13 protein-coding genes are annotated in these 12,259 nt (G+C 54.0%); 7 read left to right on the plus strand and 6 right to left on the minus strand.

Annotated elements, in window-relative coordinates; genetic code table 11:
* Positions 1 to 3 precede the first annotated feature (3 nt).
* The 3 genes from thrS to ACQUTI_RS03910 form a co-directional block, all read right to left on the minus strand.
* On the minus strand, positions 4 to 1,932 hold the full coding sequence (gene thrS, locus ACQUTI_RS03900; protein WP_017900777.1) for a threonine--tRNA ligase: 1,929 nt from the start codon (positions 1,930 to 1,932) through the stop codon (positions 4 to 6).
* A 431-nt stretch (positions 1,933 to 2,363) separates the two neighbouring features.
* Complete coding sequence (locus ACQUTI_RS03905) at positions 2,364 to 2,597, minus strand: hypothetical protein (protein ID WP_004203141.1); 234 nt, start codon at positions 2,595 to 2,597, stop codon at positions 2,364 to 2,366.
* A 269-nt stretch (positions 2,598 to 2,866) separates the two neighbouring features.
* Entirely contained in the window at positions 2,867 to 3,625 is a 759-nt protein-coding gene (locus ACQUTI_RS03910) for a DUF481 domain-containing protein (RefSeq protein WP_004203142.1), read from the minus strand.
* Positions 3,626 to 3,981: 356 nt separating this feature from the next.
* Here ACQUTI_RS03910 and pfkB point away from each other — a divergent pair, with 356 nt between their 5' ends.
* From pfkB to ACQUTI_RS03925, 3 genes are all read left to right on the plus strand, one after another.
* On the plus strand, positions 3,982 to 4,914 hold the full coding sequence (gene pfkB, locus ACQUTI_RS03915; protein WP_004203145.1) for a 6-phosphofructokinase II: 933 nt from the start codon (positions 3,982 to 3,984) through the stop codon (positions 4,912 to 4,914).
* Between the two features lie 93 nt (positions 4,915 to 5,007).
* Positions 5,008 to 5,292 (plus strand): type V toxin-antitoxin system endoribonuclease antitoxin GhoS, encoded by a 285-nt coding sequence (gene ghoS, locus ACQUTI_RS03920; protein WP_064149766.1) that lies wholly within the window; start codon positions 5,008 to 5,010, stop codon positions 5,290 to 5,292.
* Between the two features lie 105 nt (positions 5,293 to 5,397).
* A complete protein-coding gene (locus ACQUTI_RS03925; protein WP_004203150.1) occupies positions 5,398 to 6,270 on the plus strand; it encodes a fructosamine kinase family protein in 873 nt (290 codons plus the stop codon).
* A gap of 43 nt (positions 6,271 to 6,313) precedes the next feature.
* On the opposite strand, the gene tonB is transcribed toward ACQUTI_RS03925, so the two are convergent.
* Positions 6,314 to 7,060, minus strand: coding sequence for a TonB system transport protein TonB (tonB, locus tag ACQUTI_RS03930; protein WP_004203153.1), 747 nt, complete (start codon positions 7,058 to 7,060; stop codon positions 6,314 to 6,316).
* A gap of 210 nt (positions 7,061 to 7,270) precedes the next feature.
* On the opposite strand from tonB, the gene ACQUTI_RS03935 reads away from it, so the two are divergent.
* Complete coding sequence (locus tag ACQUTI_RS03935; protein ID WP_002910042.1) at positions 7,271 to 7,567, plus strand: YciI family protein; 297 nt, start codon at positions 7,271 to 7,273, stop codon at positions 7,565 to 7,567.
* A gap of 683 nt (positions 7,568 to 8,250) precedes the next feature.
* Positions 8,251 to 8,898: a YceI family protein gene (locus ACQUTI_RS03940; protein ID WP_072206868.1), complete on the plus strand. Its 648-nt coding sequence runs from the start codon at positions 8,251 to 8,253 to the stop codon at positions 8,896 to 8,898.
* Positions 8,899 to 9,176: 278 nt separating this feature from the next.
* Here ACQUTI_RS03940 and ACQUTI_RS03945 read toward each other — a convergent pair whose 3' ends face one another.
* Positions 9,177 to 9,350 (minus strand): YciY family protein, encoded by a 174-nt coding sequence (locus tag ACQUTI_RS03945; RefSeq protein WP_023290120.1) that lies wholly within the window; start codon positions 9,348 to 9,350, stop codon positions 9,177 to 9,179.
* 143 nt (positions 9,351 to 9,493) lie between these two features.
* Here ACQUTI_RS03945 and cls point away from each other — a divergent pair, with 143 nt between their 5' ends.
* On the plus strand, positions 9,494 to 10,954 hold the full coding sequence (gene cls, locus ACQUTI_RS03950) for a cardiolipin synthase (RefSeq protein ID WP_004203158.1): 1,461 nt from the start codon (positions 9,494 to 9,496) through the stop codon (positions 10,952 to 10,954).
* A 34-nt stretch (positions 10,955 to 10,988) separates the two neighbouring features.
* The gene (locus ACQUTI_RS03955) at positions 10,989 to 11,318 is read left to right on the plus strand and encodes an HI1450 family dsDNA-mimic protein (protein ID WP_002910079.1); all 330 of its coding nucleotides are present in this window, start codon (positions 10,989 to 10,991) and stop codon (positions 11,316 to 11,318) included.
* A 63-nt stretch (positions 11,319 to 11,381) separates the two neighbouring features.
* Here the strand turns inward: ACQUTI_RS03955 and ACQUTI_RS03960 are convergent, their stop codons facing one another.
* Entirely contained in the window at positions 11,382 to 12,209 is an 828-nt protein-coding gene (locus tag ACQUTI_RS03960; protein ID WP_004203160.1) for an ion transporter, read from the minus strand.
* Positions 12,210 to 12,259 lie beyond the last annotated feature (50 nt).

Here is a 12,259-nt window from a genome sequence, read left to right on the forward strand (position 1 = left end):
ACCTTATTCCTCCAGTTGTTGAAGACTGCGGCTGCGAATCTCTTGTTGCAGCTTCTCGATCACTTCATTTACGTCCATGCTGCCGAGGTCTTTCCCGCGACGGGTGCGCACGGCCACTTTGCCGGCTTCGACTTCTTTGTCGCCACAGACCAACATATACGGGACACGACGTAAAGTGTGCTCGCGGATTTTAAAGCCAATCTTCTCATTTCTCAAGTCTGCTTTTACACGAATGCCCGCATTTTGTAGTTTACGCGTCAATTCGTTAACGTATTCAGCCTGAGAATCGGTGATATTCATGACCACCACCTGCACTGGCGCAATCCAGGTTGGGAAGAAGCCAGCGAACTCTTCGGTCAGGATGCCAATGAAGCGCTCCAGAGAACCGAGAATCGCACGGTGGATCATGACCGGCACCTGACGCTCGTTGTTTTCGCCCACATAGGAGGCGCTTAAACGCTGCGGCAGAGAGAAGTCCAGCTGTACCGTACCGCACTGCCATGCACGATCGAGGCAGTCATACAGGGTAAATTCAATTTTCGGGCCGTAGAACGCCCCTTCACCCAGTTGATATTCAAATGGGATATTATTTTCTTCCAGCGCCACCGCCAGATCCGCTTCCGCGCGATCCCAGGTCTCGTCGCTGCCGATACGTTTTTCCGGGCGAGTCGACAGTTTGACAACGATCTTCTCGAAGCCAAAGGTGCTGTACATATCGTAGACCATACGAATACAGGCGTTCACTTCATCGCGAACCTGATCTTCAGTACAGAAGATATGCGCATCATCCTGGGTAAAGCCACGAACGCGCATCAGACCGTGCAGCGCACCTGACGGCTCGTTGCGGTGGCAGCTACCGAACTCCGCCATACGCAGCGGCAGGTCACGGTAGGATTTCAGCCCCTGGTTGAAGATCTGCACGTGGCCCGGGCAGTTCATCGGCTTAATGCAGTATTCACGGTTCTCAGAAGAGGTGGTGAACATCGCATCTTTGTAGTTGTCCCAGTGGCCGGTTTTTTCCCACAGCACGCGGTCCATCATGAACGGACCTTTCACTTCCTGATACTGGTACTCTTTGAGCTTGGAGCGCACGAAGGTTTCCAGTTCACGGAAGATAGTCCAGCCGTCGTTATGCCAGAAGACCATACCCGGCGCTTCTTCCTGCATGTGGTACAGGTCGAGCTGCTTGCCGATTTTACGGTGGTCGCGCTTCGCGGCCTCTTCCAGGCGCTGCAGGTAGGCGTTCAGGGCTTTCTTATCGGCCCACGCGGTACCATAAATGCGCTGCAGCATCTTGTTGTTGCTGTCGCCGCGCCAGTACGCGCCTGCGGTTTTCATCAGCTTGAAGTGATGGCAGAAACGCATGTTCGGCACGTGCGGACCGCGGCACATATCGATATATTCTTCATGATGATACAGGCCAGGCTTGTCATCATGAGCAATGTTTTCGTCAAGAATAGAAACTTTATAGCTTTCGCCGCGCTTCACGAAGGTTTCACGCGCTTCGTGCCAGCTCACTTTCTTCTTGATGACATCGTAGTTTTTCTCGGCGAGCTCATGCATACGTTTTTCGAGCGCGTCGATATCTTCCTGAGTCAGGGTGTGATCGAGGTCTACGTCATAGTAGAAGCCATTATCAACAACCGGACCGATAGCCATTTTGGTGTTGGGCCACAGCTGTTTGATAGCATGGCCTAACAGGTGCGCGCAGGAGTGACGAATGATCTCCAGCCCTTCTTCATCTTTAGCCGTGATAATAGAGAGGGTGGAATCGGTTTCGATCGGGTCGCAGGCGTCTACCAGTTCACCGTTTACCCGGCCGGCGATGGTGGCTTTCGCCAGGCCTGGGCCGATATCCAGCGCGACGTCCATCGGGCTGACGGCGTGATCAAAATGGCGTTGGCTGCCATCAGGAAGCGTAATTACAGGCATTTTATGTCCTTATTTGCAGTGGTGCCCCACACGAAAGAGCACATACAAAACAATATAATCATAATTATCACCAGGTTAAGGCGCAGTTCCCGCTTCACTCTGCGAAAAGAGGAGCACGACCGGAGCGATCGTTCCCGCCTGCTGCCGCCTGCTGATAACACCGGGGAGTAGTTTACACATCATTGGTACGTGATTAAAGCCGCAATAGCATAAATGATGGCGGAATGCGGAGAAAACAAGAGCGGCGCGGATAAAAGCAGAATATCCGCCAGGAAGGGCCGATAATAATCACCAGCGAAGCCGGACGATATTATGCGGGCTAACTAAAAGAGACGCGTTGATATTGCCTGCGTGATGTTTAGCGCGGGTCGTTAAACCGGTACCACTTTACCCGGCTTAATAGACTGCCCGTGAAGCAGTAGCCTGCGATATTAAGACCACTCGCCTGCCACCAGCGTATGCACATTAAAGGCATCGCTCATGGATTGTCCGGTGCTACGGGAACCGGGGGCAATATTCGATCCGGCCTCAACGTCGGTAGCTTTGGCGATACCTACCTGCGTATGGTCCTGGTTACCCGACGGCGGAACTGGCGTGGCGGCCGATGCGCCAAAGGAAAGCACGCACAGCGCCAGGGCTGCGATGGTAAATTGGCTTTTTTTCATGATGTTTATTCTCTTATTACGGAAGACGGACCGAACAATGTCTCCATTCGGTCAGTGGCTGTTAGTATAGATCCAGATCACATATTTGTCCGTCGAATATTTAGCTTTTCGTGTCAAATAGAATGAATATTTGTCAGCAAATGGAGAATAATGGAGAAAAAATGGAGGCCAGTTTCTTTTTATAAAAACTAAAACGAATTGCCAGAAAAAATAATGTCACTTATTGCTAAATCTAAAACGATCAGGCCGGGAAACCCGGCCTGAAAATATTACATTTTATACCCGAGGGAGAGCGAGGTCCGGCGATCGGTATGCTCCGGCGCAGACGCCGGCGGCTCCGAGTTCCAGGTGACGTTGTACGCCACTTTCAACGCAAAGTGGGCGTTAATCGCCACGTTTAACGCACTCTCTGAGTTGACCGTGGTGTCCTCGGCGCCAAATACCGATACCCCTTGGGTAAATTTGGCGTTATCGGTCATCTGCCAGGCCCAGGTTCCGGAGGCGTAGCCCAGCGGTTGAGTGTCGGTATCCCCGTCGGTGTATTCGTCATAGCGGACGCCAGGACCAAATTCAAACCGCAGGCTGTGCACCGGTCCGTTGAGGATTTGACGACCATAGCCCGCCGTCAGGACATCGCGCTGCTGATAGCCGTTATAACGGTCGGTTAGCCAACTGCCCTGCCCAAAGACGTAGTTCATATCGGTCAGGTTATAGCGACTACGACCACCGACTGCATATTTCTCTGAGGAGCGCTCATCGTTGGACGAGGTGTTGCTGGCGTTGCCCCACAGGGACCAGGCGGTGGTGTTGCCATACCAGGTCAGGGTGGAATCAGCCGTCATTGAGGAGTTCTTGGTGTTGCCGGACTGCGCCAGGTAACCTGCGTTGACCACCCCTTCGAACGGTTTTTTGGCAGCGGAAGGGTCATCCATGACGGTAAATACAGAATCATCGGCCATTGCGCCAACAGACGCAAAAAGCCCCCCCGCCAGCATGACCGCTGCGGGTACTGTCTTTAAAAGCTTCATTATAACTCTCTAAAATACATTTTTTTAGGACAGTACAAATGATGAACAGGCCTAACCATGCCGGCTCATTGAATTTAGCGTCCGTACAACATAAAAGAGACCTGTGGGTCCCGGAAACTTTCGCGAGGATCGCGGAGTGCAGGTCCTAAGAAAGGTAGCAAATTATAAAAAAGCACGAATAACATAGCAATCACTTACTCTTTCGTTTTTTGAATAAGACAGCTCCGGAAACAATCTTTATTTCATAATGAAAATACAGGCTTCTTTGCAAATCTCTCAGGGACAGCACTTTCCCTCCCTGAATCATCGTGCCATGCTTAAATAAAGCACAGTCGCCGTATTAAGGAGGAGAAGGAATGACCAAAATTTATACGCTCACGCTGGCCCCCTCGCTGGATAGCGCCACCCAGACCCCGCAGATCTACCCGGAAGGGAAACTCCGCTGCAGCGCGCCGGTATTTGAACCCGGCGGCGGCGGGATCAACGTCGCCCGCGCCGTGACCTTTCTCGGCGGCAAAGCCACCGCCATTTTCCCGATTGGCGGCGCCACCGGCGAGCACCTTGCCGCCCTGCTGGCCGATGAGCAGGTGCCGATCGAAACCGTCGAAACCCGCGACTGGACGCGACAGAACCTGCACGTTCACGTGGCCGCCAGCGGCGAACAGTATCGCTTTGTGATGCCCGGCGCCGCGCTGACAGACGATGAATTCCGCCGCCTGGAAGAAAAAGTCCTGACCATCGACCCCGGCTCACTGCTGGTGATCAGCGGCAGCCTGCCGCCAGGTATCAGCGTCGAAAATCTGATGCAGCTGGTTAAAAATGCGCAACAGCAAGGCCTGCGTTGCATTATCGACAGCTCCGGCGATGCGCTGGCCGCCGCGCTGGACGTCGGCAATATTGAATTAGTGAAGCCAAACCAGAAAGAGCTCAGCGCCCTCGTGCAGCGCGATCTGAGCCAGCCTGATGACGTCCGCCTTGCCGCTCAGTCGTTGATCCAGTCCGGTAAAGTGCGCCGGGTGGTGGTCTCCCTCGGTCCGCAGGGGGCGTTAGGGGTTGACGCCAGCGGCAGCGTTCAGGTGGTGCCGCCGCCAATGAAAAGCCAGAGCACCGTCGGCGCCGGCGACAGCATGGTGGGTGCCATGACCTTGCGTCTGGCGGAAAACGCCAGCCTCGAAGACATGGTACGCTTTGGCGTCGCCGCCGGTAGTGCCGCGACCATCAACCAGGGTACCCGCCTCTGTTCGCAGGCCAATACGCAAAAAATCTACGATTATCTCTGCGGACGTTGATTTCCCCTGCCCCTCCGCCCCGGCGGAGGGGAGCCGCGAGATTTGCAGGATGGTCTATGCTGGAAAGGCCATACATAACAACGGGGTGTCGAGATGAGCAATGAAATTACCGCCTGGGTCGTCAGCGTAACCTTCCATGAGCAGGCGCTGACGGAGATCAATGAGGTCAGCAACCATTTTACCCGTGCCGGGTTTGTACTAACGCTCAATGATGAAGAGGGCACGCCCCATGAGCTGGGCACCAATACCTTTGGCCTGCTGAGCGCCCAAACAGCCGAGGAAGTGAAAGCTCTCAGCGCCGGCCTGGCGGAATCGGCCCTTGGCCGTCCGGCAGAAATCGCCGTCAGCACATTCGCCGAGTGGTTAAAAGCTCAATAAATGCGTTTAGCGCAACGGAAAGCGTCAGTTGTGCGTCAGTTCCAGGTTTACCCGGTAGTAATGCGCTAACCTTATGATATGGTGGAAAACATGGGGAGAGACAGCATGTGGCAAGCAATCAGTACTCTTTTACGCGATTGGCATACCGAAGACGCTGAAATCGAACTGAAAACCGAGCTGCCCGGCGGAGAGATCCATTCCGCCTGGCATTTGCGCTTCGGCGGCAAAGATTACTTCGTGAAATGCGACGAACGGGAACTCCTGCCTATCTTCACCGCCGAGGCCGATCAGCTGGAGCTGCTGTCGCGAAGCAAAACCGTTCGCGTACCGCAGGTCTTTGCCGTCGGCAGCGATCGCGACTACAGCTTCGTGGTCATGGAATACCTCCCTCCCCGTCCGCTGGATGCGCATAACGCTTTCCTGCTTGGCCAGCAGTTAGCCCACCTGCATCGGTGGAGCGATCAGCCGCAGTTCGGTCTGGATTTTGATAACGATCTTTCCACCACGCCGCAGCCCAACGCCTGGCAGCGTCGCTGGTCGGTGTTTTTTGCCGAGCAGCGTATCGGCTGGCAGCTGGAGCTGGCGGCGGAGAAAGGGTTGCACTTTGGCGATATCGATACCTTAGTCGATGTGGTACAGCAGCGGCTGGCCAACCATCAGCCGCAACCTTCGCTGCTGCACGGGGACCTGTGGTCCGGCAACTGCGCCTTAGGGCCGGATGGCCCCTACATCTTCGACCCGGCCTGCTACTGGGGCGACCGCGAGTGTGATTTAGCTATGCTGCCGATGCACCCGGAACAACCCCCGCAGATCTATGACGGCTATCAGTCCGTCTCGCCGCTACCGGCTGGTTTTCTCGAGCGTCAGCCGATTTACCAGCTTTATACCCTGCTGAACCGGGCGATATTGTTCGGTGGCCAGCACCTGGTGACAGTCCAGCAGGCGCTGGACGATGTCCTGATGGAAAAAACGCGTTAGACAAGGTTTACGGCGGACCTCACCGGTCCGCCGCCCTGCATTATCAGTTAATCTCGACGCCGTTGAGGCGGAATTTAATGGTCATCGTCACGCCGGTTCCCGGTCTTGCCTGCTCGTAACGCCATCTGCGCATCGCGCTTTTCACCTCGCGCTCGAACATATTCGCCGGCTGGGCGGAGAGGATCTGCAAATTATCAATTCGGCCATCTGGCGTAACGTCAAACTTCACCCGCACCGTCCCTTCAATGCGCAGCGCCTGAGCGCGCGCCGGATAGGTCGGCTGGACACGGCTGATGGCCCGCGGGCCGCTCGGGGCAGTGACGGTGGGTTTGGCCGCTGCGGTGGAGGTGCTCGGCGCGGTGCGCGCTGGCGTCGTATTGTTGTTTTCAAACGGTGAAGCCGGACGCGGCTCCGCTGCCGGCTTGACGTCCCGCTTAGGCTGCTCAACCTTTTTCTCCGGCTTGGGCTTCGGTTTAGGTTTGGGCTTCGGCTTAGGTTCTGGTTTATGGATCACCACCGGCGCCTCTTTCGGCGGCTCAGGGACCACCTCAGGTTCCGGCTCTGGTTCGGGTTCAACAACGGGCTGCACGACGGGTTGCGCCGCCGGGGGCGGCTCAAGATCGGCCGGCGCCACCATGGTGATCTCTATCGGCTGCGTCGGGGAAGGCTGTTCAATAACCTGATGTACCGAGGTATAAAGCAACCCCGCCACAACGGCACCGTGGATAGCCACGGACAGCAGCGTTGGCCACGGGAAGCGGCGAGGTAAATCAAGGGTCATTGCGCTCATAGTCGTTTCTGTTGAAAAATGATGCTCCGATTTTAAATGCAAATAGCAATCATATTCAATAAGCCGTCTTAACCTGAGTCAATTTTTGCCACCATTTGCGGAAAAAAGCCGCGTCGGCAGGGCATTCGGCGCCGGGGCGCATCTTTGCATTGCAGTCCATCGTCGTTTAACTTAACGTAATTCGCCTGTTTATTGATAAGGAGCTTTGCCGTGCTTTACGTTATCTACGCTGAAGATATCGCCGATTCTCTGGAAAAGCGGCTCTCGGTTCGCCCCGCGCATCTTGCGCGTCTACAACTTTTACATGATGAAGGTCGGTTGCTTACCGCCGGACCAATGCCGGCCGTTGACAGCAACGAACCGGGCGCAGCTGGATTCAGCGGCTCAACGGTAATCGCTGAGTTTGAATCGCTGGAAGCGGCTCAGGCCTGGGCCAATGACGATCCGTACATTGCAGCTGGCGTCTACCGCCAGGTCTCTGTTAAGCCGTACAAAAAAGTATTTTGAAAAAAATCCCCTGCTATTTTTCTGGTTAACCGCAAAAACACACCAGGCCATCAGATGAAAGGGCGCATTTTGCTACACAACATTAAAATGCCGCCCTTTTTAACCGCACGAAAGCGCTGGCTGTTATCAGCCTGAGATGCCTGGAAGATGAGCACATCTCTTCCCCAGCGACGACATCATCGACCATCACCTCGCCTTTTGCGGCAACAGAAAATGCCGACCAAACGTCGACGCCGGGCATGATATTGAATGGCTAATATATTGAATAAGTCTGTGACAGAGATCTTGCATGGATCTATCGCTTGCTTTGCATGCCAGCGCATCCCGACATCGTCCGGTAAATCTTAAACACAGTTGAAAGAAGATCGTTAAAGAGAGAGGGATTCTCAGCAACAGATATTAACGCCTGGAGTAAATAAGCATGTATATCCGGTTCAGCTGACATAGGACCAAATATCGCCTATCTTGCTGCATTCAGGATCGCGGTGTCTGGAAAGCAACCGGAAATAAAAAAATGCGCTGATCCAGGCATATCCCATAGGGATGAACGTATAAAGATCACGTGACCAGATTTACGTTACAGAGGATTTTTTTAATGCCTATTAATTTCGTTAGGTAAAATTCACGCGGAGTGATTGTAGGGTTATTATTGGTTGGTTAAAATATTTGAACGGGAATAACAAATGTTTTCAATAAGCCCTGCATTTTTTTGGGCTACCATTTATGCACCTGACGCTTATGAGGATTTTTGTATGAACACCCTGAAAAAAACCGCATTATTTTCTCTGCTTGCCTTATATATTCCTGTATCACAGGCCGCTGCGACAGAATATAGCCTGGATCCACAGCATACTTCGGTTGTTATTGCCTGGAACCATTTTGGTTTCTCTAACCCTACCGCCTATATCTCTGATGTTTCAGGGAAACTCTCTTTTGACAAAGATAACCCAGAGAAATCCTCTGTGCACGTCACGCTGCCAGTCAAAACCATTGATACGCATGTCAAAGCGTTAACGGATGAGTTTTTAGGCAAAGAGTACTTCGATGTCAAAACGTATCCTGAGGCAACCTTTCAGAGCACCCGGGTGGAAAGTAAAGGCGGCAATAAATATGATGTTGAAGGTAACCTGACCATTAAAGGCATCACTAAACCGGTAGTATTGCATGCCACCCTGAACAAGCAGGACATGCATCCGATGGTGAAAAAGGAGGCCATTGGTTTTGATGCCACTGGGGTAATAAAACGTTCAGACTTCAAGCTTGATAAATATGTTCCGGCGGTGAGTGATAACGTGACCATCACGTTATCTACGGAAGCCTATGCCAAATAAATTTACACCCACAAAAGCGGTGCATTTTAATCAGAGTGGTCACCCCGATAGTTAGCATGAAATTGAAAAACGATCGACAACCCCGCGCCCTGTTCAGGCTTCTGCAGGGCGGTTAATGTCTGTCGCAGAATAAGGAGTTCTGTCGGTAATTCCCCGTCATACCCTGACAGACATCGCATAGATATTTCATTAGGCCACCTGGCGATGTTAAAAGGGAGTTCGGCGCAGGGCTGAGAAAACGACAACGGCACCGCGCACGGTGCCGTTAGCCTGCTCGCTTAACAGTCGGGGAAAATAAACAGCAGAGCATGACGCTGCCGTTTCACCAGCCCCTTTCTGATGGCGAGGATCCGCATATTGCGGCGTGATTGGGCTTCCAGCCAGCGCGCTTTACGGCGATTCACCTGTCTCAGCATGCGCCAGCGCCCTACTTCCGTTCTACTACGCTTCATTGCAACGACTCTACGAGTGAAAACAGCCCCCATTATAAACCTCTGCCTGCGGCTGACCACCGCTTTCGCTGCGTTTTTATTTGCCAGAAAAATACTGATGCGTAAACTCATCACATAACGTCATTCAAAAGGATTTTACATCTATGACAACCTTTTACACGGTGGTGAACTGGCTGGTCATTCTGGGGTACTGGCTGTTGATCGCCGGTGTAACATTACGAATTCTAATGAAACGCCGCGCTGTGCCGTCCGCGATGGCATGGTTATTGATCATTTATATTCTGCCGCTGGTGGGGATCATCGCCTATCTCTCCTTTGGCGAGCTGCATCTTGGCAAGCGGCGGGCAGAACGCGCGAGGGCGATGTGGCCTTCCACGGCCAAATGGTTAAACGACCTCAAAGCCTGCAAACATATCTTCGCGGAAGATAACAGCCCGGTGGCCGAGTCCCTGTTCAAGCTGTGCGAACGGCGCCAGGGCATTGGCGGCGTAAAAGGCAACCAGCTGCAGCTGCTGACGGAATCTGACGACGTCATGCAGGCCCTGATCCGCGATATTCAACTGGCTCGCCATAACATTGAGATGGTCTTCTATATCTGGCAGCCAGGCGGCATGGCCGACAGCGTCGCCGAATCGCTGATGGCCGCCGCCCGTCGCGGGGTTCACTGCCGGTTGATGCTCGACTCCGCGGGCAGTGTGGCTTTTTTCCGCAGCCCATGGGCGGCAATGATGCGTAACGCCGGCATTGAAGTGGTCGAGGCTCTCAAGGTCAATCTGATGCGTGTGTTTCTGCGCCGGATGGACCTGCGTCAGCATCGCAAAATGGTGATGATCGATAACTATATCGCCTACACCGGCAGCATGAATATGGTTGATCCCCGCTACTTTAAACAGGACTCAGGGGTCGGACAGTGGATTGACCTGATGGCGCGCATGGAAGGCCCGGTGGCGACCTCGATGGGCATCGTCTACTCCTGTGACTGGGAGATCGAGACCGGAAAGCGTATTCTGCCGCCGCCGCCGGACGTCAATATCATGCCGTTTGAAGAGGCCAGTGGACATACCATCCACACGATCGCCTCCGGCCCGGGGTTTCCGGAAGATCTTATCCATCAGGCGCTGCTCACCGCCGCCTACGCGGCGAAAGAGCATTTGATCATGACCACGCCCTACTTCGTACCCAGCGACGACCTGCTGCACGCGATCTGTACCGCTGCCCAGCGCGGCGTGGACGTGAGTATTATTTTACCGCGCAAGAACGATTCGCTGCTGGTGGGCTGGGCCAGCCGGGCCTTTTTCACCGAGCTGCTGGCAGCAGGGGTGAAGATTTACCAGTTCGAAGGCGGCCTGTTGCATACCAAGAGCGTGCTGGTCGATGGCGAACTGAGTCTGGTGGGTACCGTGAATCTGGATATGCGCAGCCTGTGGCTCAATTTTGAAATCACGCTGGTCATCGATGACGCCGGCTTCGGCAGCGATCTGGCGGCGGTCCAGGATGACTATATCTCGCGCTCGCGCCTGCTGGACGCCCGTCGCTGGTTAAAACGTCCGCTGTGGCAGCGGATCGCCGAGCGACTGTTTTACTTCTTCAGCCCGTTGCTGTAAAACGTGCCCATCAGATACCGAATGAGTAGCAATCATGGATATGGATTTAAACAACCGTCTGACCGAAGACGAAACGCTTGAGCAGGCATACGACATCTTCCTCGAACTGGCGGCCGATAACCTCGACCCGGCGGACATCATTCTGTTTAACCTGCAGTTTGAGGAGCGCGGCGGCGCCGAGCTGTTCGACCCGTCTGCAGACTGGGAAGAGCATGTGGATTACGATCTGAACCCGGATTTCTTCGCCGAAGTGGTGATTGGCCTGGCGGATACCGACGGCGGGGAAATCAATGATATCTTCGCCCGCGTACTGCTGTGCCGCGAGAAAGATCATAAGCTGTGTCATATTCTGTGGCGTGAATAACGCTGACTAGCCAGTGAAAAGCCTGCCGCGTTCCTCCCGGCAGGCTTTTTTTATGCCGAGGGTTTACTGCGGTAACGCATGGCCACAGGCGTGACAAAACCGGGCGTTATCGTCATGGTGGCCCTGCTGGCACTGCGGGCATACCCGCTGCTGACGCCGCCGGTTCAGGGCGCTGGTCATATGGGTGGTGATAAGCCCGGTCGGAATGGCAATAATGGAGTATCCGATCAGGATGAGAATGGAGGCCAGGATGCGGCCCAGCGGTGTATGCGGCGTGATATCCCCGTAGCCGACGGTAGTGATGGTTACAATGGCCCAATAGACCGAAGCGTTGAGCGTGGTAAAACCATACTCTGGCCCTTCTATCAGGTACATTAACGAGCCGAAAATCACCATCACAATGGCGATAAACGAATAGAACAGGATCAGCTGATGGCGCGCGCTGACAATCGCCCGCCAGAACACATTGAGCGAAGGCATAAAGCGCAACAGTTTGAGAATACGCAACGCGCGGATCGCCCGCATTGCCCGCCAGGCAAAGACATAATTGAGGCTAATTTCCGGCCACAGCCACATCACGTACAGCGGCAGGATGGTCGCTAAGTCAATAAACCCCCAGAAGCTGAAAATGTAGTGGAGCGGATTGGGCCATGTCGCAATACGCAGCAGATACTCCAGGGTAAAGACCGCGGTCACCAGCAGCTCCAGCCAGACGAAAATATGCCATTCATCTAATGTCAGATGATATTGCGTGCCCAGCCCCGACTCGACAAATATCACCACCACGCTGAGCAATGCGAAAAGTCCGCACAGACCTTCGAAGCGGCGGCCGGAACGTCGGTTTTGATCGAAAAGCAAATGATAAAGCCGCAGGCGAGCGGCAGAAAGCATACCCACTTCGTTAACCTCGCAAAAAAAAGGGCTGACCTGCGTCAGCCCCT

This window comes from Klebsiella sp. 7-CIP_Kleb. (assembly GCF_050378655.1).
GTDB lineage: Bacteria > Pseudomonadota > Gammaproteobacteria > Enterobacterales > Enterobacteriaceae > Klebsiella > Klebsiella quasipneumoniae.

Bases quoted from the DNA above. Each gene is read 5' to 3' on its own strand.
- ACQUTI_RS03960 (WP_004203160.1), bottom strand. From the start codon at position 12,209: ATGCTTTCTGCCGCTCGCCTGCGGCTTTATCATTTGCTTTTCGATCAA.
- ghoS (WP_064149766.1), top strand. From the start codon at position 5,008: ATGAGCAATGAAATTACCGCCTGGGTCGTCAGCGTAACCTTCCATGAG.
- ACQUTI_RS03940 (WP_072206868.1), top strand. From the start codon at position 8,251: ATGTTTTCAATAAGCCCTGCATTTTTTTGGGCTACCATTTATGCACCT.
- tonB (WP_004203153.1), bottom strand. From the start codon at position 7,060: ATGAGCGCAATGACCCTTGATTTACCTCGCCGCTTCCCGTGGCCAACG.
- pfkB (WP_004203145.1), top strand. From the start codon at position 3,982: ATGACCAAAATTTATACGCTCACGCTGGCCCCCTCGCTGGATAGCGCC.
- ACQUTI_RS03910 (WP_004203142.1), bottom strand. From the start codon at position 3,625: ATGAAGCTTTTAAAGACAGTACCCGCAGCGGTCATGCTGGCGGGGGGG.
- ACQUTI_RS03925 (WP_004203150.1), top strand. From the start codon at position 5,398: ATGTGGCAAGCAATCAGTACTCTTTTACGCGATTGGCATACCGAAGAC.
- ACQUTI_RS03945 (WP_023290120.1), bottom strand. From the start codon at position 9,350: ATGAAGCGTAGTAGAACGGAAGTAGGGCGCTGGCGCATGCTGAGACAG.
- ACQUTI_RS03955 (WP_002910079.1), top strand. From the start codon at position 10,989: ATGGATATGGATTTAAACAACCGTCTGACCGAAGACGAAACGCTTGAG.
- cls (WP_004203158.1), top strand. From the start codon at position 9,494: ATGACAACCTTTTACACGGTGGTGAACTGGCTGGTCATTCTGGGGTAC.
- thrS (WP_017900777.1), bottom strand. From the start codon at position 1,932: ATGCCTGTAATTACGCTTCCTGATGGCAGCCAACGCCATTTTGATCAC.
- ACQUTI_RS03905 (WP_004203141.1), bottom strand. From the start codon at position 2,597: ATGAAAAAAAGCCAATTTACCATCGCAGCCCTGGCGCTGTGCGTGCTT.